The organism is Pseudomonas granadensis (assembly GCF_900105485.1).
Taxonomy (GTDB): Bacteria; Pseudomonadota; Gammaproteobacteria; order Pseudomonadales; family Pseudomonadaceae; genus Aquipseudomonas; species Aquipseudomonas granadensis.
Map to the genome: position 1 here is coordinate 2000928 of NZ_LT629778.1, position 24578 is coordinate 2025505.

Below are 24578 nucleotides of genomic sequence, written 5' to 3' on the forward strand. Positions count from 1 at the left end.
GCCGAAACGGTTCAAGGCTTCTGACGTTTTTTGGATGGGCACAACAATACTTCATTCTTGAGCGGTTTCGCAGCCCGGACTATCGGATCACAGGCAGATAAATTCCGTTGTTCTCAAGAATCGCCAGCAGGCTGGCTCCCACAGGGGAATGCATTCCAGGGTGGGAGCCAGCCTGCTGGCGATGGGGCCGGTCCTGTTTTACAGGTGCAACGCATGCCCAAGCGCGCGCAACGCCGCTTCCTGCACCGCTTCACCCAGCGTCGGATGCGCGTGGATGGTGCCGCCGATATCTTCCAGGCGCGCGCCCATTTCCAGGCTTTGCGCAAATGCCGTCGACAGCTCCGACACGCCGACGCCCACCGCTTGCCAGCCGACAATCAGATGATTGTCGCGACGGGCGACCACGCGGACGAAACCGCTTTTTGATTCCAGGGTCATCGCCCGGCCGTTGGCGGCGAACGGGAAGCTGGAAACGATGCAGTCGAGCCCGGCAGCCTTGGCTTCGTCCGGAGTCTTGCCGACCACTACCAGTTCCGGATCGGTGAAGCACACGGCGGCGATGGCGGTCGGGTTGAATTCGCGGGTTTTGCCGCTGATCAGTTCGGCAACCATTTCACCCTGCGCCATCGCACGGTGCGCAAGCATTGGCTCGCCACTCAGATCGCCGATGGCGTAGACGTTGCGCATGCTGGTCTGGCAACGGTTGTCGATTTTGATTGCCGCGCCGTTCATTTCCAGATTCAACGTTTCGAGGTTGAAGCCCTGGGTATTCGGCTTGCGACCCACGGCGACCAGCACCTGATCGGTTTCCAGGTTCAAGGTTTCGCCGTCAGGATCGCGCACCTGCAAGGTGCCGTCGAAACCCGACACGCTATGCTTGAGGTACAGCTTCACGCCCAGTTGCTTCAGCGCCTCGTGCACCGGTTGCGTCAGTTCCGCGTCGTAGGCGGGCAGGATGCGATCCTGCGCCTCGACCACGCTGACTTCGGCGCCGAGTTTGCGATAGGCGATGCCCAGTTCCAGGCCGATATAACCGCCGCCGACCACGATCAAGCGTTTGGGCACCGACTTCGGTGTCAGCGCTTCGGTGGAGGAGATGATCGGCCCGCCAATCGGCAGGATCGGCAGGTTGACGCTGGTCGATCCGGTGGCGAGCACCAGATGTTCGCAGTGGATGCGCGTGTCGCCCACCTCAACGGTTTTGCCGTCGATGATTTTCGCCCAGCCGTTGACCACCTGCACCTTATGCTTCTTCAGCAGCGCGGCAACGCCGGTGGTCAGGCGATCGACGATGCCGTCCTTCCACTCGACGCTCTTGCTGATATCGAGGGTCGGCGCGGAAACGCTGATGCCCAGCGCCGAATGCTGGCTGTGATGTTGCGTCTGGTGAAATTGCTCGGCGACGTGAATCAGTGCTTTCGACGGAATGCAGCCGATATTCAGGCAGGTGCCGCCCAGCGCCTGGCCTTCGACCAGAATCGTTGGAATGCCCAGTTGCCCGGCGCGAATCGCCGTGACGTAGCCGCCGGGGCCGCCGCCAATGATCAGCAGCGTAGTGTTCAAAGAATGCATGGGCGCCTTACTCCACAAACAAAGTGGCAGGTTGTTCGATCAGGCCGCGAATGGCCTGGATGAAGAGCGCCGCGTCCATGCCGTCGACCACGCGGTGATCGAACGAGCTGGAGAGGTTCATCATCTTGCGAATCACCACCTGGCCTTTGACGACCATCGGCCGTTCAACGATTTTATTCACGCCGACGATCGCCACTTCCGGCAGGTTCAGCACCGGCGTGCTGACGATGCCGCCCAACGCTCCGAGGCTGGTCAGGGTGATGGTCGAGCCCGACAATTCGTCGCGGCTGGCCTTGCCGTTGCGCGCGGCACTGGCCAGGCGCGAAATTTCCGCAGCGCTGTCCCACAGGCTACGCGCTTCGGCGTGACGCACCACCGGCACCATCAGGCCGACATCGCTTTGCGTGGCGACGCCGACATGCACCGCGCCGAGGCGGGTGATGACTTGCGCTTCGTCGTCGTAACGGGCATTCATCTGCGGGAAGTCGCGCAGGGCCATGACCAGCGCACGCACCAGAAATGGCAACAAGGTCAACTTGCCACGGCTGGCGCCATGCTTTTCGTTCAGGTGCGCGCGCAGTTCTTCGATGGCGGTGACATCGATTTCCTCGACGTAACTGAAGTGCGCGGCACGCTGTGTCGCGTCCTGCATGCGCTGGGCGATCTTGCGACGCATGCCGATCACTTGAATCTGTTCTTCATCGTTGCGCTGGGCGTAGGCCGCAGCGACTGGCGCCGAGGCATTCGCCTGACCTTGCGCGAGATAGGCTTCAAGGTCTTCGTGCAGCACACGACCGGCCGGGCCGCTGCCGCGCACCAGACGCAATTGAATACCCAGATCCAGCGCATGTTTGCGCACGGCTGGCGAGGCGAGAGGGCGCTCGTCTGCTTCACGGGCAACCATCGGGCCCTGGCAAACCGCAGCAGGACGCGGGGCAGCAGCAGGCTTGCTTTCGTCTACGGTTTCAACTTTTGGTGCTTCAGGTGTTTCTTTTACCGGAGCCGGCGCAGCCGATTCCTTGAGGTTGCCAGCGCCTTCCACTTCGATGCTGATCAGTACGCTACCGACCGCCATCACTTCACCCGGCTGACCGCCAAGCGCAATCACCTTGCCATGCACTGGCGACGGAATATCGACCATCGCCTTGTCGGTCATCACGTCCGCCAGCACCTGATCTTCAACCACCAGGTCGCCGACCTTGACGTGCCACTGCGACAGTTCCACTTCTGCGATGCCTTCGCCAATGTCCGGCATCTTGATAACGTGCGTGCCCATTCAGACCTCCATGACCCGTTTCAACGCCGCGCCCACTCGGGACGGCCCTGGGAAATACGCCCACTCCTGCGCGTGCGGGTAGGGGGTGTCCCAACCGGTGACGCGTTCGATCGGCGCTTCCAGGTGATGGAAGCAATGCTCTTGCACCAGCGACACCAGTTCGGCGCCGAAACCGCAGGTGCGGGTGGCTTCGTGAACCACCACGCAACGGCCGGTTTTCTTCACCGATTTGACGATGGTGTCCAGGTCCAGCGGCCACAGGCTGCGCAGGTCGATGACTTCGGCATCTACGCCGGATTCTTCGGCGGCGACTTGCGAGACATAGACGGTGGTGCCGTAAGTCAGCACGGTCACGTCCTTGCCCGGACGGGTGATCGCGGCGACGTCCAGCGGCACGGTGTAATAACCGTCCGGTACCTGGGCTTGCGGGTGTTTCGACCAAGGCGTTACCGGGCGGTCGTGGTGGCCGTCGAACGGGCCGTTGTACAGGCGTTTCGGCTCGAGGAAGATCACCGGGTCATCGTTTTCGATGGAGGCGATCAGCAGGCCTTTGGCGTCATACGGGTTGGACGGCATCACCGTGCGCAGACCACAGACCTGAGTGAACATCGCTTCAATGCTCTGGCTGTGGGTCTGGCCGCCATAAATGCCGCCGCCGCACGGCATGCGCAGGGTCATCGGCGCGGTGAATTCGCCGGCCGAGCGATAACGCAGGCGCGCCGCTTCGGAAATGATCTGGTCGGAGGCCGGGTAGACGTAGTCGGCGAACTGGATTTCAGCGACCGGACGCAGACCGTAAGCACCCATGCCCACGGCCACACCGACAATGCCGCTTTCCGAGATCGGTGCGTCGAACACCCGCGAGGTGCCGTATTTGGTCTGCAGGCCTTCGGTGCAGCGGAACACGCCGCCGAAGTAGCCGACGTCCTGACCGAACACAACGACGTTTTCATCACGCTCAAGCATCACATCCATGGCCGAGCGCAGGGCCTGGATCATGGTCATGGTGGTCGTGGTCATGGCGGTTTCCAGCTGAATATTATTGTTGTGATCGTTCATCTCAGATCCCCAACTGCTGACGCTGGCGCTTCAAGTGCTCCGGCATCTCTTTGTAGACGTCTTCGAACATGGTCGCGGCGCTCGGGATCTGGCCACCGGCGAGGGTGCCGTACTGTTCGGCCTGCTTCTGCGCGGCAATCACTTCGGCTTCGAGTTCGGCGCTGACGGCGGCGTGCTCTTCTTCCGACCAGTGACCGACCTTGATCAGGTGCTGCTTCAGACGCGCAATCGGATCGCCGAGCGGAAAGTGGCTCCAGTCATCGGCCGGGCGGTATTTGGATGGATCGTCCGACGTCGAGTGCGGGCCGGCGCGGTAGGTGACCCATTCGATCATGGTCGGGCCGAGGTTGCGCCGGGCACGTTCGGCGGCCCAGGCAGAAGCGGCGTAGACCGCGTAGAAGTCGTTGCCATCGACCCGCAGCGAGGCGATGCCGCAACCGACGCCGCGTCCGGCGAAGGTGGTGGCTTCACCACCGGCAATCGCCTGGAAGGTCGAAATCGCCCACTGGTTGTTGACCACATTGAGGATCACCGGCGCACGGTAAACGTGGGCGAAGGTGAGGGCGGTGTGGAAGTCCGATTCGGCGGTGGCGCCATCGCCGATCCACGCCGAGGCGATTTTGGTGTCGCCCTTGATCGCCGAGGCCATGCCCCAACCCACGCCCTGAATGAACTGGGTGGCGAGGTTGCCGGAGATGGTAAAGAAACCAGCGTCCTTGACCGAGTACATAATTGGCAACTGGCGGCCCTTGAGCGGATCGCGCTCGTTGGACAGCAGTTGGCAGATCAGATCGACCAGCGGTACGTCGCGGGCCATCAGAATGCTTTGCTGACGATAGGTCGGGAAGCACATGTCATCAATGTTCAGCGCCAGCGCCTGAGCGCTGCCGATGGCTTCTTCACCAAGGCTCTGCATGTAGAACGACATTTTTTTCTGGCGCTGGGCGACGACCATGCGGTTGTCATAGATGCGCGTCTTGAGCATCGCGCGCATGCCTTTGCGCAGGATCTCGACCGGCACGTTTTCGGCCCACGGGCCAAGGGCGTTGCCCTGATCGTCGAGCACGCGAATCAGGCCACGCGCCAGGTCGGCGGTGTCGGCAGGTTCTACGTCGATGGGAGGTTTGCGCACAGTGCCTGCGTCGGTCAGATGCAGGTAGGAAAAATCGGTTTTGCAACCGGGACGGCCCGAGGGTTCAGGGACGTGCAGGCGCAGCGGTTCGTACGCTTGGGTCATGGCTTCTACGCTCGATCTTGTGAATTTCTTGTAGTGAGCTGGCAGTCATTCCTCGGTAGAAGAAATCTTGTCCTACAACAATCATAGGCGCGGCCAAGAAGAATATTTATCTGTGTTTCATTGCGCTGAAGATGATTTGCAGATAGAAATTCTGCATAAACATAAAAAACAGGTGGTTTTGTCTCATGCGCAAACTGGACCGTACCGACATCGGCATTCTCAACAGCCTTCAGGAGAACGCGCGCATCACCAACGCCGACCTCGCCCGCTCGGTCAATCTGTCGCCGACGCCGTGCTTCAACCGGGTCAAGGCCATGGAGGAACTGGGGCTGATCCGCGAGCAGGTGACGCTGCTGGATGCCGACCTGCTGGGGCTGCACGTGAACGTGTTCATTCACGTCAGCCTGGAAAAACAGGTGGAAGAAGCGCTGCAGCATTTCGAGGAAGCGATCTCCGATCGACCGGAAGTGATGGAGTGCTACCTGATGGCCGGCGACCCGGACTATCTGATCCGGGTCTTGGTGCCGACTATTCAGTCGCTGGAGCGCTTCATGATGGATTTTCTGACCAAGGTGCCGGGGGTGGCGAACATCCGTTCCAGCTTTGCGCTGAAGCAGGTGCGCTATAAAACCGCGTTGCCGCTACCCGCCAACGGCCTGACCCTGGGCGCATAACCTGACCTGATCCACCCGACCCGACCCGATCCATTCGACCCGACCCGACCCGGCCTGCCGAGGCCGATCGTTCCCACGCTCCGCGTGGGAATGCATCCCGTGACGCTCTGCGTCACTTCCTGAGGCGGAACGCGGAGCGTCCCTGGCGGCATTCCCACGCAGAGCGTGGGAACGATCAGACTCAGGGCGCCTGACCAGGGGTCAGAGCTGGTTAAGCGGAATCTTCAGGTACACCACGCCATTGTCTTCCGCCGCCGGCAAATTCCCCGCCCGCACATTCACCTGAATCGCCGGCAGCAACAGCGTCGGCATGCCCAGGCCGGCATCACGGCGGGTGCGCATCTCGACGAACGCCGCTTCGTCGATGCCGTCATGCACATGGATATTGCTTTTACGCTGCTCGCCAACCGTGGTCTGGCACCGCGAGGCCCGGCCTTCGGGTGGGTAGTCGTGGCAGATGTAGAGCTTCACGCCGGCGGGGAAGGCCAGCAGCTTTTTGATCGACGCGAACAGTTGATGGGCATTGCCGCCGGGGAAGTCGCAGCGCGCCGTGCCGACATCCGGCATGAACAACGTGTCGCCGACCAGAATCTGCTCGCCGTCAATCAGATAGGCCATGTCGGCCGGGGTGTGGCCGGGCACGTGCAGGGCGGTGGCTTTGAGATTGCCGATGCGAAATGACTCGTTCGGCGCGAACAGATGATCGAACTGCGAACCGTCGACCGAGAATTCCGGCTCCAGATTGAACAATGTCTTGAACACGTTCTGCACTTGGCTGATCGAGGCACCGATGGCGATCTTCCCACCCAGTTTCTGCCGCAGGTAGGGCGCAGCGGAGATGTGATCGGCGTGGGCGTGGGTTTCCAGCAACCATTGCACCTGTAATTGATGCGCCTCGACGAACGCAACGATCTTGTCCGCCTGCACGGTGCCGGTGCGCCCGGCGGCGCCGTCGTAATCGAGCACTGGGTCGACGATTGCGCACTGGCCACCATCCACTTCGTAGACCACGTAGCTGTAGGTCGAAGAGGCGGGGTCGAGGAAAGCTTCAATCTGCGCGGGCATGGACACCAACCTGAACAAGGAAAATGGGTTGCAACACTTTATCTAAAAACATAATGTTCGCAGCTTAAGTGACCTTGAAGGCCTCGTGCAAATGCAATCCAGTCTGACCGAATGTGAAGTCGCCCAACTGCGCGCCTCGGCCTCCAGGGCCTGCGCGCTGCTCAAGGCTTTGGCCAATGAGGATCGCCTGCTGATCCTGTGTCAACTGACCCAGGGCGAACGCAACGTCGGCGAACTGGAAACCATGACCGGCGTGCGCCAGCCGACGCTGTCCCAGCAATTGGGCATTTTGCGTGACGAAGGGCTCGTCGCGACCCGACGTGAAGGCAAGTACATTTTCTACGGCCTCGCCAGTCACGAAGTGATCCAGGTGATGAAGACCCTGTCCGGGCTTTATTGCGGGGCGGTGCTCAAAACTCTGGGTCATCAATAAATGCCAGCCATGACACGCCCCCTGTAGGAGTGAGCCTGCTCGCGATAGCGGTAGGTCAGCCAACACATTCATTGACTGATACACCGCCATCGCGAGCAGGCTCACTCCTACAAGGGATTTGTGTGAAGGCCAGAAATCCTTGCGTGCGGCAAAAGGAACAAGCAATGAACGATCAACACTGGGGCCCATCCATCAGTGCCGATATCGTGGTCATCGGCGGCGGTTCGGCCGGTATTGCGGTTGTCGCCAGCCTGCTCAAGCGTGATTCGGCGCTGAACATCACCGTGATCGAGCCGAGCACCCACCACTATTATCAGCCAGCGTGGACGCTGGTCGGCGGCGGTGCTTTCAACGTCAAGGACAGCGCCCGACCGATGAACAAAGTCATGCCCCGGCAAGCCAACTGGGTGCAGGCGGCGGTCACAGCAATCGATCCGGCGCAACGTCAACTCACGCTCAACGATCAGCGCACGGTCAGCTATCAGAATCTGATCGTCTGCCCCGGCCTGCGCCTTGCCTGGGAAAAAATCGAGGGCCTGCAGGACAGCCTCGGCCAGTATGGCGTGACCTCCAACTACAGCTATCAACATGCGCAATACACTTGGGATCAGGTGCAAAAACTGCGCGATGGCCGAGCGCTGTTCACCCAACCGGCGATGCCGATCAAATGCGCCGGCGCACCGCAAAAAGCCTTGTACCTGTCCTGCGATCACTGGCGCAAAAGCGCGGTACTGAACAACATTCATGTCGAATTCAATCTGGCCGGCGCCGCGCTGTTCGGTGTGGCGACGTTCGTGCCGCCGTTGATGAAATACATCGAGAAGTACAACGCACAACTGGCCTTCAATTCCAATCTGGTGAAAGTCGACGGCCCGGCGCAAACCGCATGGTTCGAGGTCAAGGATGCCGAGGGCAACGTCAGCCGCGTAGCGAAAACCTTCGACTTGCTGCACGTCGTGCCGCCGCAGGTTTCGCCGGATTTCATCGCGCAAAGTGCGCTGGCCGACGCCGGTGGCTGGTGCGAGGTAGACCCGCACAGCCTGCAACATCCACGCTTCCCCGAGATATTTGCCTTGGGTGATATCTGCGGCACCAGCAACGCGAAAACCGCCGCAGCGGTGCGCAAGCAAGTCGTGGTGGTCGCGCAGAACCTGTTGGCCTCACGCCAGCAGCAACCGCTGCCGCTGAAGTACGACGGCTACGGTTCCTGCCCGCTGACGGTGGAGAAGGGCAAGGTGATTCTGGCCGAGTTCGGCTATGGCGGAAAACTGCTGCCGACCTTCGCCCTGGACCCGACCGTTGCGCGCCGTTCGGCGTGGTGGCTGAAGGCGACGCTGCTGCCGTGGTTCTACTGGAACGGCATGCTCAAGGGTCGCGAATGGCTGACCAGCCTGTCCAGGGTCGACTGAGAAAACCTTATGTGGCTGGCAAGTCTGTTTGGCGTGGTGATGGGCATGGTGCTCGGTTTGACCGGCGCGGGTGGCGGGATTCTCGCGGTGCCGGCGCTGGTTCTGGGCCTTGGCTGGAGCATGACGCAAGCAGCGCCGGTGGCGTTGTTTGCGGTGGGCAGTGCGGCGGCGGTCGGCGCTATCGATGGCCTGCGCCATGGCCTGGTGCGCTACCGCGCGGCATTGTTGATCGCGGGGCTGGGCGCGGTATTTTCGCCGCTGGGGATCTACTTCGCGCATCAGTTGCCGGAAAAGGTGCTGATGATCCTGTTCAGCCTGCTGATGGTCATGGTCGCCTGGCGCATGTTCAGAAAAGAGCGTCAGCAAGCGGGGCCGAGCGATCACGGTCATGCCAGTTGGGGCCAGAAGAACTGCATGCTCAACGAGCAGACCGGGCGTTTCGACTGGACTGCCAAATGCACCGCGACGCTGGCCGCGTTGGGCGCAGTCACCGGGGTGGTCTCGGGCTTGCTCGGGGTCGGAGGCGGCTTCCTGATCGTGCCGGCATTCAAGCAACTGACCGACGTGCAGATGCGCGGCATCGTCGCCACATCGTTGATGGTGATCAGCCTGATTTCAGCGATCGGTGTGATCGGCGCGTTTCATGCCGGTGTACGTATCGACCGTCAGGGCGCGGCGTTCATCATCGCCAGCGTGGTCGGCATGATCATCGGTCGAAAACTCTGTGCGCGGGTACCGGCGCGGGCCTTGCAGGTCGGGTTTGCGAGTGTTTGCGTGATGGTGGCGGGGTACATGTTGCTGCGGGCCTGAAGTGAAACCATCGCAGCCCGGCCCGGGCTGCGATGGGGCAGCGCTTTACAACACCAGGTGCGGCAGCCACAGCGACAGCGCAGGCACGTAGGTCACCAGCATCAGCACCAGGAACAGCACGGCGTAGAACGGCAGCAGCGCTTTGACGGTGCTTTCAATGCTGACTTTGCCGATCGCCGAACCGACGAACAGCACGGCTCCCACGGGCGGTGTTATCAATCCGATCCCCAGGTTGACCAGCATGATCATGCCGAACTGCACCGGATCGACGCCGATGTCCAGAATCACCGGCATCAGGATCGGCGTCAGGATCAGGATCAGCGGCGCCATGTCCATCACCGTGCCCAACAGCAGCAACATGACGTTGATGCACATCAGGATCACGTAACGGTTGTCCGACAGGGTCAGGAACGCCGTGGTGATCTTCGCCGGAATCTGCATCAGGGTCATGATGTAGCCGAAGCTGGCGGCGAAGCCGATCAGGATCATCACGATGGAGATGGTCCGCACCGTGCGATGCATCAGTTTGGGCAGTTCACGCCACTTGTAGTCGCGGTAGATGAACATGGTCACGAAGAACGACCACAGCACGGCGATAGCGGCCGACTCGGTCGCGGTGAAGACCCCGGAGAGGATACCGCCGAGGATGATCACCATCGCCATCAGGCCCCAGAGGGCTTCGCCGACGATTTTCAGCGCCTGGCGCATCGGGATCACTTCGCCCTTGGGATAGTTGCGCTTTTTCGCGAAGATCAGGCACAGCACCATCAGGCACGCGCTCATCAGCAAGCCCGGGACGATGCCGGCCATGAACAGCGAGGCAATCGACACCGTACCGCCAGCAGCCAGCGAGTAGAGTACCGAGTTATGGCTGGGCGGAGTCAACAATGCTTGCACCGAGCCGCTGACGGTCACGGCGGTGGAGAAGTCCCGCGGATAACCCTTGCGCTCCATTTCCGGAATCAGCACCGAACCCACCGACGCCGTATCGGCCACCGACGAACCGGAGATCGCACCGAAGAAGGTCGAGGCGACGATGTTGACCAGTGACAGGCCACCACGGACGAAACCCACCAGCACACCGGCACACGCCACCAACCGCCGGGACATGCCGCCCTCTGCCATGATCGCGCCGGCGAGGACAAAGAACGGAATGGCCAGCAGTGAGAACTTGTTTACCCCGCCCGCCACTTGGATCATTACGGCCTGGAAGGGGATGTCGATCCACCACGCACCGATCAGCGCGGCGGCACCGAGTGCATAGGCAACCGGCATGCCGATCAGGATCAATACGATAAAACTGCCCAGCAGAATCAGAGCGTCCATTAAACGGCACCTTCGCTTTCTTCAACCAGATCGAACTGCACGACCCGACGCTTGCTCTGGTCACCGAGAAACAGTTTTTCCAGGACAAAAACCAGGGTCAGCAAACCGCCCACGGGAATCGGCAAATAGGTCATGCCCACCCGCAGGGTGGGCAGGGACGCCATGAACTGGTTCCAGGTGGACATGCACAACTTGAATCCCCAGATCGTCATGAAAATGCAGATCAGGGCCATCAGCAATTGGGAAAAAATCGACGCTGCGCTGCGCAGATGCGGCGGCATGCGGTCGGTCACCATGGCCACGGCCATGTGCGCGCCGGCGCGGTAGCTGGCAGCAGCGCCAATAAATGTGAACACGATCATCAGCAGAATGGCCGTAGGCTCGGGCCAGCTCGAACCGGTACCCAGCACGTAGCGCGCAAACACGCCCCAGGGAATCATCAGGGAAACTGCCAGAACGGAAAGGCCGGCCACCCAGATACACGTCATGTAGATCTTGTCATTGATACGCAGCAGTAGATTCTTCATCGGGTTCCACCGTAACCGGGCGCGCCTGAATCATCGGGCGCGCCGGGCCTTGTCGTGAGTACGGAGCGGGAGGCGTTATTGAACGGCTTCGATTTTCTTGATCAGGTCGGCATATGGCGCGCCGTACTTCTCGCGGACCGGAGCGGTGGCGTCGTAGAAGGGCTTCTTGTCGACCGTGATGAATTCGACGCCGGCGGCCTTGAGTTTTTCTTCACTGGCAGCGGACTTCTTGTCCCACAGCTCGCGCTCTTCAGCCTGGGCAGCCTTGGCGGCTTTCTTGACCAGTGTCTGTTGATCCGGAGTGAGTTTCTCCCAAGTGATTTTCGACATCACGATAGGCTCTGGCAGGATCAGGTGACCGGTCAGGCTGTAGAACTTGGCGTTCTGGAAGTGGTTGTGTTCGAGCAGGGTCGGCGGGTTGTTTTCCGCGCCGTCGATCACGCCGGTTTGCAGAGCGCTGAAGATCTCGCCGGTGTCCATGGCGATACCGTTGGCACCCATGGCGTTCATCATGTCGATGAACATCGGGTTGCCTTGCACGCGAATTTTCATGCCCTTTAGATCTTCGAGCTTGCGCACCGGTTTTTTGGTGTAGATGTTGCGCGTGCCGCCGTCCATCCAGGCCAGGGCCACCAGGCCGAATTCGGAATTGGTGATCTTGCCGAGGATTTCATCGCCCACTGGACCGTCGATGACATTGCGCATGTGCTGGTGGTCTCGGAAGATGAACGGCATGTTGAAGACGTTCACGTCCGGTACGACAGGGCCGACGATCCCCAGGCTGACCCGGGACATCTGTATCGCGCCGACTTGCATTTGCTCGATGACTTCCTTTTCAGAACCCAGCACACCGCCCGGGAAGTACTTGAAAGTCAGCTCGCCGTTGGTCTCTTTGGTCAGCATTTTGCCCATGCTTTCTTCCGCCACCGTGGTTGGATAACCCTTGGGGTGGATGTCGGCGACTTTAAGTTCCAGTGCCTGAGCGGCGCCAGCGAGGGTGAATATCAGCGGGAGTGCAGCGGCGAGCAAGGTGCGTTTGAAGTTCATGGGGGTGAGTCTCCAGTCTTGTTATTTTTGTGTTCAAGGCGCAGCGGTGCAGCAGAGGGTCTAAAGCAAATCGTTGAATTCTGGTTCGGCGAGGCCTTTGACGCCGGGCTTCAGCGCGAACACGCCACCGGCCAGCGATTGCGGGTCGTGGTCGTCGCCGGGGCGAATCGAAGCGACAAACAGGGTGCTCATGTCGCTGCCGCCGAAGGCGCACATGGTCGGTTTCTTCACTGGCACTTGCAGTGAAAAATCCAGGCGACCGTCCGGGGCGAAGCGGTGAATCAGTCCGGCGTCGTTGGCACAGATCCAATAGCAACCTTCGGCATCCACGGCGGCACCATCGGGGCGGCCGGGAAAGTGCTTCATGTCGACAAACACCCGGCGGTTCGACGGCGTGCCGGTCTCGGTGTCGTAATCGAACGCCCAGATCAGTTGCACGTCGGGATGCGAATCCGACAAGTACATGATCTTGCCGTCCGGGCTGAAGCCGAGGCCGTTGGGCACAATGAAGCCGTCGAGTTGCGCTTCAATCACACCGGACTGCCCGGCACCGTAGCGGTAGAGCCGGCCTTCAGGCGCATTCAGTCCCATGTTCAGCACCATGCTGCCAGCCCAGAAACGCCCCTGACGGTCGCAGCGACCATCGTTGAGGCGCATGTCCGCGCGGCTGTGCTCGACACTCGCGAGCAATTCGCTGTCGAGGCTGCCGTCGCTGTGGGGATGCAGGCGAAAAAAACCGCTTTCCATGCCGGCCACCCAGCCACCGCTGCGGTGGCGGCTGATACAGGCGAGCATTTCTGGCGCTTTCCACGACGCCACGTGCCCGCTGTCGGCGCTCCAGCGTTGCAGCCCGCCATTGGGAATGTCCACCCAGTACAGGGCGTTTTCCTCGGCGACCCAGACCGGGCTTTCGCCCACAGCGTTGCGCGCATCGACGATCAATTCGGCTTGCATACTGATTACCTCGTGTCGTGGTCGCAGGGATCAGTCGCCAAACGGGCCGGCCGCCACAAAGGCGCCGCCCTGGTAGATTCGCGCCGGGTCATCGGCGGCCGGCATCGGCTGTGCTTCGACCTTGTCGCGGAACACTTCCGAGCTGTCCTTGGCTTCATAACCGAGGTGGCTGGCGTAGCGGTTGTCCCACCACACGTCCTTGTTGGCGGACATGCCGTAGACCACGGTGTGACCGACGTTCGGCGTGTACAGCGAACGCTCGAGCAGTTGCGTGAGGTCGTCGAAGCTCAGCCAGGTATGCATCATCCGGCGGTTCTGCGGTTCCGGGAACGAGGAGCCGATGCGGATGCTGACGGTTTCGATGCCGTAGCGATCGAAGTAGAAACTGGCCATGTCTTCGCCGTAGGACTTGGACAGACCGTAGTAACCGTCAGGGCGGCGTGGGGAGCTGGCGTCGAGTTTCTCGTCCTGCTTGTAGAAACCGATGACGTGGTTGGAGCTGGCGAAGATCACCCGCTTCACACCATGCTTGCGTGCCGCTTCGTAGATGTGAAACACGCCGCTGATGTTGGCGCCGAGGATCTCTTCGAACGGGCGCTCGACTGAGACTCCGCCGAAATGCAGGATCGCGTCGACCCCATCGACCAGTTGATGCACGGCCTGTTTGTCGGCCAGATCGCAGAGTACGACTTCTTCGTGATCATCGACGGCCGGGGCGAGCGCGGCGATATCGGACAAGCGCAGCACATTGGCGTAAGGACGCAGGCGTTCGCGCAGGACTTTGCCCAGGCCACCGGCAGCGCCGGTCAGCAGCAGGCGATTGAATGGAGCGCGCGGAGTAGAGGTAGACGTCATGGCAATCCCTGAACACATTGTTATTAGGTTTGTTGTAGGTTGTCGTATGACTGCGCTGAAGTATCGGTAGGGTTCCGGGAACTTGTCAACGCGACTTTTGGTGTAGATGACGGAAGGCGGAACAGTGTTTTTCCAATTGCCTCGCCTTGAAATGCGTTCCCTTGTAGGCCTTCGCCTGCTCGCGATAGCGGTGCATCAGCCGACATATTCTCTGACTGATATACCGCTATCGCGAGCAGGCGAAGGCCTACAGGGGGGCTGTGTTGCCCGACAAATTACAACAACGAAATCGGATAGCTGATGAAGATCCGGTTCTCGTCAAACTCGTTGGTGCTGAAGTCGCGGCGGATGGTCGCGTTGCGCCATTTCACGTTGAGGCTTTTCAGCGGGCCGCTCTGTACGGTGTAGGCCAGTTCCGATTCGCGGCCCCATTCCTTGCCGTCGTTGGTGCTGGCGGTGTGGACGTTGTCACCGCTGATGTAGCGGTTCATCAGGGTCAGACCGGGGATGCCGAGGGCGACGAAGTTGTAGTCGTGACGCAGCTGCCAGGAGCGTTCCTTGGCGTTGTCATAACTGGCGTTGTAGCTGTCGTTGGCCAGGGTCCCGCCGCTGGTGCCGTTAACCCGCATCCAGGCGTCGTCACCGGTGAGTTTCTGCAGGCCGACGTAGAAGGTGTTGCCACCGTATTTGGCCGAGAGCATGGCAAACGCGGTCTTGTTGTCGAGGTCGCCGGCCTGAGCGCTGCCGTCTTCCTTGCCGGTGAAGAAACCGAGGTTGGCGCCCAGCGTCCAGTCGCCGAGCGGCTGGCTGTGGCTGAGGTTGAAATACTGCTGTTGGTAGATGTCGGTCAGCTCGGCGTACCACACGCCGACCATGGTGCGCTTGTCGTTGAACGTGTACTCGCCGCCGCCGAAGTTGAAGCGATCCGAGGTGAACGCGCCGCGGCCGTTCATCGACATGTCTTCCATGCTCGCATCGTTGCGCGGGCTGTTGCCACGGAACTGGCCGCCGTAGACAGTCAGGCCATTGATCTCGGTGGAAGTGATCTGGCCGCCGCGGAAGGTCTGCGGCAGCGAACGACCGTCGTCGGAACGCAGGATCGGCAACACCGGCATCCATTCGCCGACTTTCAATTCGGTCTTCGACACCTTGGCTTTCAGCGCAACGCCGAGGCGACCGAAGTTGTCCGCCGGGCGCCCGTCATCGTGGATCGGCAACAGTTGCGTGCCGCCCGTGCCTTTGCCGCCATCGAGTTTTTGCGAATACAGCCCGAGCACATCGAGGCCGAAGCCGACGGTGCCCTGGGTGAAACCGGATTTGGCATCGAGGATGAAGCTCTGCGTCCACTCTTCAGCCTTGCCCTGCGGGTTGGCCGGGTTGACGAAGTTGCGGTTGAAATAGGCATTGCGCAGGTTCAGCGTGGCTTTGCTGTCTTCCAGAAAGCCTTCGGCATCGGCGCTCATCGGCAGGGCGAGGGCCAGACTGCTGCAGCCGATCAGGCTCAGGGTCGAACGCGGTTTGAAATTGGAAACAGGTGAAGGGCGGACGGAATTGCGGGCGAGTGTGCTCACTGTGACGCTCCCAGATTCGCTTGTTGTTTTTATTATTTGTCATACGTCGTCGTACAACATCGATGCGGATATTTCCCATCTTTTCGGGGATTGTCAACACCAAGTTATACGATGACTCCACCCGGACGTCTTGTCCTCTGTAGGAGTGAGCCTGCTCGCGATAGCGGTTTGTCGGTGACGAAATCGATGACTGACACGCCGCCATCGCGAGCAGGCTCACTCCTACAGGGTTTTGTGTTGTCCATGGAATGTGTGTTGCCGGTCGAATTGCGGCAAACTTCCTCCATCCTCCGCACAAGGCCTTTCGATGGATAAATACGCCCCGCGCCAATGGCAGCCGCACGAGAAACCCAGTCTGCCTGGTTCCCCCTCGACGCCGTTGCACTCCAACCGCAAGCGCCTGGCCTATGCGCTGGTCGGTGTGCTGGTGGCGGTGACTGGCGGTTTGGGCAATTCGCTGGTGGTTGCCAACCTGATTTATCTGCAAGGCTCGCTCGGCGCGACCACGGCGGAAATGGCCTGGTTGCCGGCGGCCTTCGTGATGACCAACGTGTCGATGAACCTGCTGCTGGTGAAGTTTCGTCAGCAGTTCGGCTTGCGTGCCTTCACCGAGGTGTTTCTGGTGCTGTATGCACTGGTAACCTTTGGGCATCTGTTCGTCAACGACCTGAATTCGGCGATAGCGGTGCGGGCGGCGCACGGCATGGTCGGCGCGGCACTGAGTTCGCTGGGCCTGTATTACATGGTTCAGGCGTTCCCGGCGAAGTGGCGGCTGAAGGCGCTGGTGCTCGGCCTTGGCACCTCGCAACTGGCGCTGCCACTGGCGCGGCTGTTCTCCGAAGACCTGTTGCAGATTGCCGAGTGGCGCGGTTTGTACCTGTTCGAATTGGGCATGGCGCTGCTGTCGCTGGGCTGTGTATTGCTGCTCAAGTTGCCGCCGGGTGACCGCTTCAAGACCTTCGAAAAGCTCGACTTCCTGACCTTCGCCATTCTCGCCACGGGCGTCGGCCTGCTCTGTGCGGTGCTGTCGCTGGGGCGCATCGACTGGTGGCTGGAAGCCGACTGGATCGGCATCGCCCTGGCGGCGTCGATCGCGCTGATCATCATGGGCCTGGCCATCGAGCACAACCGCAGCAACCCGCTGCTGATGACGCGCTGGCTGGGCAGCGGAACGATGATCCGGCTGGCGCTGGCGGTGACCCTGATTCGCATGGTCACCTCAGAGCAGTCCACTGGTGCGGTCGGTTTCATGCAGAACCTCAACATGGGTTACGAGCAACTGCACAGTCTGTACGTGGTGATGCTGATCGGCAGCATCGCCGGGCTGGCGACCAGCGCATTGACCATCGACCCGAAACACTTGCTGATGCCGCTGATTATTTCCCTGGCGCTGATGGCCACGGGGTCGGTCATGGACAGTTTTTCCAGCAACATCACGCGCCCGCAAAACATGTATTTCAGCCAGTTCCTGCTGGCATTCGGCAGTACGTTCTTTCTCGGCCCGACCATGGTCTTCGGCACGCGCAACGTGTTGACCAACCCGCGCAATCTGGTGAGTTTTTCCGTGCTGTTCGGGATCTGCAACAACCTTGGCGGGCTTCTCGGCGCGGCGTTGCTGGGGACCTTTCAGATCGTGCGCGAGAAGTACCATTCCAGCCACATCGTCGAGCAACTGGTGATGTCCGATCCGCTGGTGGCGGCGCGCGTGCAGAGCGGCGGTGCGGCCTACGGCGGGTTTTTTGCCGACCCCGGCCTGCGCAACCTGGTCGGCATCCGCAGCCTCGCCAATGCGGCAACGCGCGAAGCGAACGTGCTGGCCTATAACGATGTCTTCATGCTGATCGCGGTCATTGCGGTATTGACCATGATCTGGCTTTCGATTCGCGCGTTGTGGCTGATGAGCACCACCAAAGCCATCGAGCCGACGCCTTCCGTACCATCAAGCGGTGCCACTTCTTCATGACCGAACCCACCACCACAACCACCAATGCCATCGCCGCCACGCCTGAAGGGCAGACGCCGCCGTCATCGCCAAACACCGCGCCACGCTCGTTGCGCGTACGCATCATTTCGTCGCTGGGCTTTGCCGCGATTGCCATCGTCGGCGCGCTGATCGTGCTCTACGCCTGGCAATTGCCGCCGTTCAGCAGCGCCGTCGAAACCACCGAGAACGCTTTGATTCGTGGGCAGGTGACGATCATCGGGCCGCAGCTCAGCGGTTATGTGTTTGAAGTGCCGGTGCAGGATTTCCAGTACGTGAAGGCCGGCGATCTGCTGGTGCGTCTGGATGACCGGATTTACCAGCAGCGCCTCGATCAGGCGCTGGCGCAACTGGCGGTGCAGCGCGCGGCGCTGGCCAATGTGGTGCAGCAACGCAACAGCGCCGAAGCGACGATCAAGCTGCGCCAGGCGGTGCTCGCCGACAGTGAAGCGCAATTGCGCAAGAGCGAGGCGGATCTGCGCCGCAACAAGGATCTGGTCAGCGACGGCTCGGTGTCCAAACGAGAGTTCGACGTGACCCTCGCCGCCAATGCGCAAAGCACCGCCGCTGTGGCGCAAGCCAAAGCCAACCTGGAAATCGCCCGCCAGGATCTGCAAACCGTGATCGTCAATCGCGGCTCTCTGGAGGCCGCCGTGGCCAGCGCCGAAGCGGCGGTGAAACTGGCGCGGATCGATCTGTCGAACACGCGCATTGTCGCCCCCCGCGACGGCCAGCTCGGGCAGATCGGCGTGCGCCTCGGCGCTTACGTCAACTCCGGGGCACAGTTGATGGCGCTGGTGCCGGAGCAGAAATGGGTGATCGCCAACATGAAGGAAACCCAGATGGACAACGTGCGCGTCGGGCAGCCGGTGCGCTTTACCGTCGATGCGTTGAACCACCGCAAATTCACCGGGCATGTTCAGCATATTTCGCCGGGTACCGGTTCCGAATTCGCCTTGCTGCAGGCCGACAATGCCACCGGCAACTTCGTCAAGATCGCCCAGCGCGTGCCGGTGCGGATCACCATCGATCCGGATCAGCAGGAAGAGGAGCGGTTGCGGCCGGGGATGTCGGTGGTGGTCAGCATTGATACTGCCGCAGGCGACACCCAACCGCATTGATGCACACATTTTCCAATGTAGGAGTGAGCCTGCTCGCGATAGCGGTGTGTCAGTCGCCCTGTTTGTCACAGACACACCGCTATCGCGAGCAGGCTCACTCCTACAAGGGATGGTGTCGGGCGCGGGTTTTCCATCCGTTGCAAGCGAATGCTAGTCTTGGTCAACGCTGTCGTCAGGGAGCCCACATGGGCAATCACAAGATCGAAATTCGCCGCAGCAACGTCGAAAAAATCCTGCTGGCGGCGGAAAAAGTCTTCGCCGAAAAAGGCTTCGGCAGCACCGCCATGGCTGATATCGCCGCCGAGGTGCAACTGCCGCGCTCCAATCTGCATTATTACTTTTCAACCAAGAGCGAGCTGTACAGCGCGGTGCTGTTCGACCTGCTCGAAGTGTGGAAGCAGGACGCGCTGTGCTTCGAGATGTTCGATGATCCACGGGTGGTGCTGAGCAGCTACATCCGCGCCAAGATGAACCACTCGCGAAGCCGCCCGTACGGCTCGAAAGTCTGGGCCAACGAAATCATTCATGGCGCGCCGACGCTGGGCGAGGCGCTGGATGCCAGCCTGTATGACTGGGCAAAAATGAAGGAAGCGAAGATTCGCCAGTGGGTCGAGGACAAGCGGATTCTGCCGGTGGAACCGTCGAGCCTGCTGTACATGATCTGGGCCTCGACCCAGCACTATGCCGACTTCGATCATCAGGTGAATATCCTGAACGAGCATCAGCCGCTGTCGGACATGCAGTTCGAGCGGGCGGTGCAGACGGTGACGAGTGTGATCTTGCGCGGGATCGGGCTGGAGCCTTGAGGGCCAAAATCAAAAGCCCCTCACCCTAACCCTCTCCCAGAGGGAGAGGGGACTAACCGAGGTGTCTTGAGAGGTCATCGACCTGAAAAACCGAGTCGATTATGGATTCACAACAGCACTTGCAGGTCTGCACTATTTTTCAGCATCCCCCAATCAGTCCCCTCTCCCTCTGGGAGAGGGCTAGGGTGAGGGGCTTTCAGGATCAGCGCACGATTCAGACAACAACGTGATACGGATTCCTCGGATCATGATTCCAGTCGAGAAACGGCTTGCCCGTGTCCATCGGCACCATCTCGATGCAGTCCGCCACCGGGCAGGTGATCTGGCACAAATTGCAGCCCACACATTCGTCGTCGATCACCTCGTATTTATGGGTGCCGTCCGCCTGCTTCAAACTGCCGATCGCCTGGTGTGAGGTGTCTTCGCAAGCGATGTGACACCGCCCGCAACCAATGCAAGCCTCCTGATCAATCTTCGCAATCACCTGGTAGTTGATATCGAGGTATTTCCAGTCGGTGGTATTGCCCACCGCGCGCCCGGAAAACTCGGCGATGTTGGCGTAGCCCTGGCTGTCCATCCAGCGCGACAGGCCGTCCTTCATCTCCTCGACAATACGGAAACCGTGGAGCATCGCCGCCGTGCACACCTGCACTGCGCCACTGCCCAGCGCCATGAATTCCGCCGCATCGCGCCAGCTGCCGATGCCGCCAATGCCGCAGATCGGCAAGCCTTGAGTCTGCGGATCGCGGGCGATTTCGGCGACCATGTTCAGTGCAATCGGCTTGACCGCCGAGCCGCAATAACCGCCGTGGGTGCTTTTGCTGCCAACAGTCGGCAGGGCGACCATGTGCTCCAGGTCGACGCTGGTGATCGAGTTGATCGTGTTGATCAGCGACACCGCATCGGCGCCACCACGATGTGCGGCGCGGGCGGCGACGCGGATGTCGGTGATGTTCGGCGTCAGTTTGACGATGACCGGCAGCGAGCAATAGGTCTTGCACCAGCGCGTCACTTGCTCGACGTACTCCGGCACCTGCCCGACCGCGGCGCCCATGCCGCGCTCGGGCATGCCGTGGGGGCAGCCGAAGTTCAGCTCGATGCCATCAGCGCCGGTTGCCTCGACCAGCGGCAGGATGTGTTTCCACGATTCCTCCACGCACGGCACCATCAGCGAGACGATCAGCGCACGGTCGGGCCAGGCCTTTTTCACCTGAGTGATTTCGCGCAGGTTGATTTCCAGCGAGCGGTCGGTGATCAGCTCGATGTTGTTGATGCCGAGCACTTCCCGATTATTGCCGTAATGCGCCGAATAACGTGAGGAAACGTTAACCGCCGCCGGGTCTTCACCGAGGGTTTTCCAGACCACACCACCCCAGCCGGCCTCGAAGGCGCGGACCACGTTGTAAGCCTTATCGGTGGGCGGCGCGGAGGCCAGCCAGAACGGATTCGGGGCTTTGATGCCGGCGAAGACTATCGAGAGATCGGCCATTTACGCAGCCTCCACGTTGAGCATCAGTTGAGCGTTGATCGCCTCGGCGGCGAGTTTGCCGTGTTGTACGGCTTGCACGGTGAGGTCCTGATCGAGGCTGGTGCAGTCACCGCCGGCATACACACCGGGGATGCTGGTGCGCAGGTTTTCATCCACTTGAATACGCGCGCCCTGGCGTTTGAGCTCGCGCGCCAGCGGGTCCGCGAGGGCGCTGGCGTCGAAGCTCTGGCCGATGGCTTTGAAGATCGCGTCAGCGGCCAGCTCGAAGGTTTCGCCAGTGGTTTGCAGGCGTCCGTCGACCAGATCGGTGCGGGCGAAACGCATGCCGCGCACATGGCCCTGCGCGTCGAGCAGCACTTCTTCTGGCTGCGCCCAAGTCAGCAAACGCACCTGATTGGCCTTGGCGATATCCTGTTCGTGAACCGTCGCGCCCATATCCGCGGCGCCACGGCGATACACCAGATTCACATCACGCGCACCGAGGCGGGCCATTTGCACGGCCATGTCGATTGCGGTGTTGCCGGCACCGAGGACGATGCAGCGCTCGGCCAATGGCAGTTGCGAGAGGTCATCGGCCTGACGCAGTTCGCGGATGTAATCGGTGGCGGCGAGCAGGCCGGGTGCATCTTCGTGGGCCAGGCCGAGCTGCTTGCTGGCGTTGAGGCCGAGACCGAGAAACACCGCGTCGAATTGTTGATGCAGTTCGCTGAGGGTCAGGTTGTCGCCGAGTTTCTGCCCGTGGCGGATTTCGATGCCGCCGATCTGCAGGAGAAAATCCAGTTCCTTCTGCGCGTAATCGTCGACCAGTTTGTACTTGGCGATGCCGTATTCATTGAGGCCGCCAGCCTTGTCCCGCGCCTCGAAAATCACCACGTCATGGCCGTGCATGGCACTGCGATGCGCGCAGGACAACCCGGCCGGCCCGGCACCGACCACGGCGATGCGTTTGCCGCTGGCGGCGGCGCGCTGGAACGGATGCTCGGTGAAGTGCGCATTGTCGACGGCGTAGCGTTGCAGCAGGCCGATCAGCACGGGTGCGCATTCCTGGGCGTTGTTGCGCACGCAGGCTTGCTGGCAAAGAATCTCGGTCGGACAGGCCCGCGCGCAACTGCCGCCAAGAATGTTCGCCGAAAGGATTTTCTGCGCCGCGCCGGGCACGTTGTCCTGATGGATATTGCGGATGAACGAGGGAATATCGATCTCGCTCGGGCACGCATTGACGCACGGCGCGTCGTAGCAATACAGGCAGCGCGAAGCTTCCAGATGCGCCTGTCGGGCGTTGAGTGGCGGCGCCAGATCGGTGAAATGCCCGGCGAGGGCAGCCGCGCTTTCGTGCGGGTGGGGGAGGTGGTTCAGGGAGTCGATCACGGTGGTGTGCCTCACGGTTATTTGAGGTTTTCTGCCTCTGGTGGGCAGTGGGTTTCATGTCGTCTGAAATGGCGCCATCGCGAGCAGGCTCACTCCTACAGGAGGAATGCATTTCAAATGTAGGAGTGAGCCTGCTCGCGATGAGGCCGAAGGCCTCGCTTCAGCGCTTGACCGCAGTCGGGCGATGTTGCTCAGCGCGTTTGCTCAACAAATCAAACACCGCCGGGTACGCCGGCCGTTCGATATAGCGCCCGGCACCGCGTTCGGCGCGCAGGTCGCCGTCGGCCCAGACCAGCCGGCTCTGGCTGACGGTATGGCTCGGCACGCCGCGCACGGTCTTGCCTTCGAAGATATTGAAGTCCACCTGCTGATGGTGGGTCTTGGCGGAAATCGTCCGCGTGCCTTGCGGGTCCCACAGCACCAGATCGGCATCAGCGCCGACACGGATTGCGCCTTTGCGCGGGTAGAGGTTGAAGATCTTCGCGGTGTTGGTGGAGGTGAGGGCGACGAAATCCTGCATCGACAAGCGCCCACTGTTGACGCCTTCCTCCCAGAGCACCGCCATGCGGTCTTCGATGCCCGCCGTGCCGTTGGGAATCTTGCTGAAGTCATCGCGCCCGGCAGCTTTTTGCTCAGCGCAGAAACAGCAGTGATCGGTGGCGGTGGTGTGCAGGTTGCCGGCCTGCAAGCCATGCCACAGCGCCTCTTGATGCCCGCGCGGGCGGAACGGCGGGCTCATCACGTAGCCGGCAGCGGTCTGCCAGTCCGGGTGCTGGTAAACGCTGTCATCGAGCAGCAGATGCCCGGCCAGCACTTCACCGTAAACCGGCTGGCCCTTGCTGCGCGCATAGGTGATTTCGTCGAGGGCTTCCTTGGTCGAGACGTGCACCAGGTACAGCGGCGTACCGAGGGTTTCAGCGATACGAATCGCCCGGCTGGCCGCTTCGCCTTCGACTTGTGACGGCCGCGACAACGGATGCGCTTCCGGCCCGGTGATGCCCTGGGCCATCAGCTTGCGTTGCAGGTGATAGACCAGCTCGCCGTTTTCCGCATGCACGGTCGGTACCGCGCCGAGTTCCAGGCAGCGCTCGAAGCTCGCCACCAGCGTGTCGTCGGCGGCCATGATCGCGTTCTTGTAGGCCATGAAATGCTTGAAGCTGTTGATGCCGTGGTGGCTGACCAGCTCGGCCATTTCCTCGCGGACTTGCTCGCTCCACCAGGTGATCGCCACATGAAAGCCGTAATCGGAAGCGGACTTTTCCGCCCAGCCGCGCCACTGATGAAACGCTTCCATCAATGACTGCTGCGGGTTGGGAATCACGAAGTCGATGATCGACGTGGTGCCGCCGGCCAGACCGGCCGCCGTGCCGCTGTAGAAATCCTCGCTGGCCACGGTGCCCATGAACGGCAGTTGCATGTGCGTGTGCGGATCGATGCCGCCGGGCATCAGGTATTGGCCGCTGCCGTCGAGCACTTCGGTGCCGGCCGGAACATCAAGGTTGGTTCCGATGGCCTTGATCACGCCGTCAGCGCAATAGACGTCGGCGCGATAACTTTCATCATGGGTTACAACGGTGGCGCCACGGATCAACAGAGACATTCCGAGTTCCTCGCAGGCATGACCGACTTGTGTCGGTTCTAGATGTTTTATAGGTATTCATCGCTGCAGGTTTTATTCCTGTCAGCGCTGTCAGGAATAGAAGCTAGTCGCGATTTTATAATTGAGCAAGAATATTTTTTATAAGCTTATGATCGTTTTAACTGATTGAAAATTAAAGAAAAAAACAGATATCACCAAAATGGTGAGGCCGTTCACCATTTTGACGCACTTGACAGGATGGAAATATGAGCAAGATTTCCTATGTGAAATCAGCCGCTTGAAGTTGAGCTGCAGCGCTTCGCTCACAAGGAAAAAAAGTGCAGTGCACCAGATTGAGTCCTGACAGTTCGGACAACTTGCCAAGCGTTTAGCCTGAGCGTTCAGACAAGTTTCCGCAG

At 60.7% G+C, this 24578-nt stretch carries 21 protein-coding genes; 7 read left to right on the forward strand and 14 right to left on the reverse strand.

What is annotated here, in order from left to right; translation table 11 throughout:
• Nucleotides 1–198: 198 nt before the first annotated feature.
• From lpdA to BLU52_RS08870, 4 genes are read right to left on the reverse strand one after another with little or no spacing between them, the layout of a single operon-like run.
• A complete protein-coding gene (gene lpdA / locus BLU52_RS08855) occupies nucleotides 199–1572 on the reverse strand; it encodes a dihydrolipoyl dehydrogenase (protein WP_090282822.1) in 1374 nt (457 codons plus the stop codon).
• 7 nt (nucleotides 1573–1579) lie between these two features.
• Nucleotides 1580–2848, reverse strand: a complete 1269-nt coding sequence (locus BLU52_RS08860; protein ID WP_090282823.1) for a dihydrolipoamide acetyltransferase family protein — start codon at nucleotides 2846–2848, stop codon at nucleotides 1580–1582.
• The gene (locus BLU52_RS08865) at nucleotides 2849–3907 is read right to left on the reverse strand and encodes an alpha-ketoacid dehydrogenase subunit beta (RefSeq protein WP_090282824.1); all 1059 of its coding nucleotides are present in this window, start codon (nucleotides 3905–3907) and stop codon (nucleotides 2849–2851) included. It abuts the gene before it with no gap.
• A 1-nt stretch (nucleotide 3908) separates the two neighbouring features.
• The gene (locus BLU52_RS08870) at nucleotides 3909–5144 is read right to left on the reverse strand and encodes a 3-methyl-2-oxobutanoate dehydrogenase (2-methylpropanoyl-transferring) subunit alpha (RefSeq protein WP_090282825.1); all 1236 of its coding nucleotides are present in this window, start codon (nucleotides 5142–5144) and stop codon (nucleotides 3909–3911) included.
• A gap of 185 nt (nucleotides 5145–5329) precedes the next feature.
• Between BLU52_RS08870 and bkdR the strand changes: the two genes are divergently transcribed.
• Nucleotides 5330–5818, forward strand: a complete 489-nt coding sequence (gene bkdR / locus BLU52_RS08875) for a Bkd operon transcriptional regulator BkdR (protein ID WP_025111414.1) — start codon at nucleotides 5330–5332, stop codon at nucleotides 5816–5818.
• A 201-nt stretch (nucleotides 5819–6019) separates the two neighbouring features.
• Here bkdR and BLU52_RS08880 read toward each other — a convergent pair whose 3' ends face one another.
• A complete protein-coding gene (locus BLU52_RS08880) occupies nucleotides 6020–6883 on the reverse strand; it encodes an MBL fold metallo-hydrolase (RefSeq protein WP_090282826.1) in 864 nt (287 codons plus the stop codon).
• Between the two features lie 91 nt (nucleotides 6884–6974).
• On the opposite strand from BLU52_RS08880, the gene BLU52_RS08885 reads away from it, so the two are divergent.
• The 3 genes from BLU52_RS08885 to BLU52_RS08895 all read left to right on the forward strand — a co-directional run bounded on the left by BLU52_RS08885 (nucleotide 6975) and on the right by BLU52_RS08895 (nucleotide 9535).
• A complete protein-coding gene (locus BLU52_RS08885; RefSeq protein WP_090282827.1) occupies nucleotides 6975–7316 on the forward strand; it encodes an ArsR/SmtB family transcription factor in 342 nt (113 codons plus the stop codon).
• A gap of 164 nt (nucleotides 7317–7480) precedes the next feature.
• Nucleotides 7481–8725, forward strand: a complete 1245-nt coding sequence (locus BLU52_RS08890) for an NAD(P)/FAD-dependent oxidoreductase (protein WP_090282828.1) — start codon at nucleotides 7481–7483, stop codon at nucleotides 8723–8725.
• A 9-nt stretch (nucleotides 8726–8734) separates the two neighbouring features.
• Entirely contained in the window at nucleotides 8735–9535 is an 801-nt protein-coding gene (locus BLU52_RS08895) for a sulfite exporter TauE/SafE family protein (RefSeq protein ID WP_090282829.1), read from the forward strand.
• 45 nt (nucleotides 9536–9580) lie between these two features.
• Here BLU52_RS08895 and BLU52_RS08900 read toward each other — a convergent pair whose 3' ends face one another.
• The 6 genes from BLU52_RS08900 to BLU52_RS08925 form a co-directional block, all read right to left on the reverse strand.
• Complete coding sequence (locus BLU52_RS08900) at nucleotides 9581–10861, reverse strand: TRAP transporter large permease (protein WP_090282830.1); 1281 nt, start codon at nucleotides 10859–10861, stop codon at nucleotides 9581–9583.
• On the reverse strand, nucleotides 10861–11388 hold the full coding sequence (locus BLU52_RS08905) for a TRAP transporter small permease (RefSeq protein ID WP_090282831.1): 528 nt from the start codon (nucleotides 11386–11388) through the stop codon (nucleotides 10861–10863). The genes BLU52_RS08900 and BLU52_RS08905 overlap by 1 nt, the downstream gene beginning before the upstream one ends.
• Before the next feature lie 75 nt (nucleotides 11389–11463).
• Nucleotides 11464–12435, reverse strand: coding sequence for a TRAP transporter substrate-binding protein (locus BLU52_RS08910; protein WP_090282832.1), 972 nt, complete (start codon nucleotides 12433–12435; stop codon nucleotides 11464–11466).
• 60 nt (nucleotides 12436–12495) lie between these two features.
• Nucleotides 12496–13389: an SMP-30/gluconolactonase/LRE family protein gene (locus BLU52_RS08915; RefSeq protein ID WP_090282833.1), complete on the reverse strand. Its 894-nt coding sequence runs from the start codon at nucleotides 13387–13389 to the stop codon at nucleotides 12496–12498.
• A 30-nt stretch (nucleotides 13390–13419) separates the two neighbouring features.
• Nucleotides 13420–14244, reverse strand: a complete 825-nt coding sequence (locus tag BLU52_RS08920; RefSeq protein ID WP_090282834.1) for an NAD-dependent epimerase/dehydratase family protein — start codon at nucleotides 14242–14244, stop codon at nucleotides 13420–13422.
• 275 nt (nucleotides 14245–14519) lie between these two features.
• Complete coding sequence (locus BLU52_RS08925) at nucleotides 14520–15815, reverse strand: OprD family porin (protein ID WP_090282835.1); 1296 nt, start codon at nucleotides 15813–15815, stop codon at nucleotides 14520–14522.
• Nucleotides 15816–16122: 307 nt separating this feature from the next.
• On the opposite strand from BLU52_RS08925, the gene BLU52_RS08930 reads away from it, so the two are divergent.
• From BLU52_RS08930 to BLU52_RS08940, 3 genes are all read left to right on the forward strand, one after another.
• Nucleotides 16123–17778, forward strand: coding sequence for an MFS transporter (locus tag BLU52_RS08930; protein ID WP_090282836.1), 1656 nt, complete (start codon nucleotides 16123–16125; stop codon nucleotides 17776–17778).
• Nucleotides 17775–18917, forward strand: coding sequence for an HlyD family secretion protein (locus tag BLU52_RS08935; RefSeq protein ID WP_090282837.1), 1143 nt, complete (start codon nucleotides 17775–17777; stop codon nucleotides 18915–18917). The genes BLU52_RS08930 and BLU52_RS08935 overlap by 4 nt, the downstream gene beginning before the upstream one ends.
• Before the next feature lie 185 nt (nucleotides 18918–19102).
• Nucleotides 19103–19723, forward strand: coding sequence for a TetR/AcrR family transcriptional regulator (locus BLU52_RS08940; protein WP_090282838.1), 621 nt, complete (start codon nucleotides 19103–19105; stop codon nucleotides 19721–19723).
• A gap of 214 nt (nucleotides 19724–19937) precedes the next feature.
• Here BLU52_RS08940 and preA read toward each other — a convergent pair whose 3' ends face one another.
• The 3 genes from preA to hydA all read right to left on the reverse strand — a co-directional run bounded on the left by preA (nucleotide 19938) and on the right by hydA (nucleotide 24180).
• Nucleotides 19938–21212: an NAD-dependent dihydropyrimidine dehydrogenase subunit PreA gene (gene preA / locus BLU52_RS08945; RefSeq protein WP_090282839.1), complete on the reverse strand. Its 1275-nt coding sequence runs from the start codon at nucleotides 21210–21212 to the stop codon at nucleotides 19938–19940.
• Nucleotides 21213–22580, reverse strand: coding sequence for an NAD(P)-dependent oxidoreductase (locus tag BLU52_RS08950; RefSeq protein ID WP_090282840.1), 1368 nt, complete (start codon nucleotides 22578–22580; stop codon nucleotides 21213–21215).
• A 160-nt stretch (nucleotides 22581–22740) separates the two neighbouring features.
• A complete protein-coding gene (gene hydA / locus BLU52_RS08955; RefSeq protein ID WP_090282841.1) occupies nucleotides 22741–24180 on the reverse strand; it encodes a dihydropyrimidinase in 1440 nt (479 codons plus the stop codon).
• Between the last annotated feature and the right edge of the window lie 398 nt (nucleotides 24181–24578).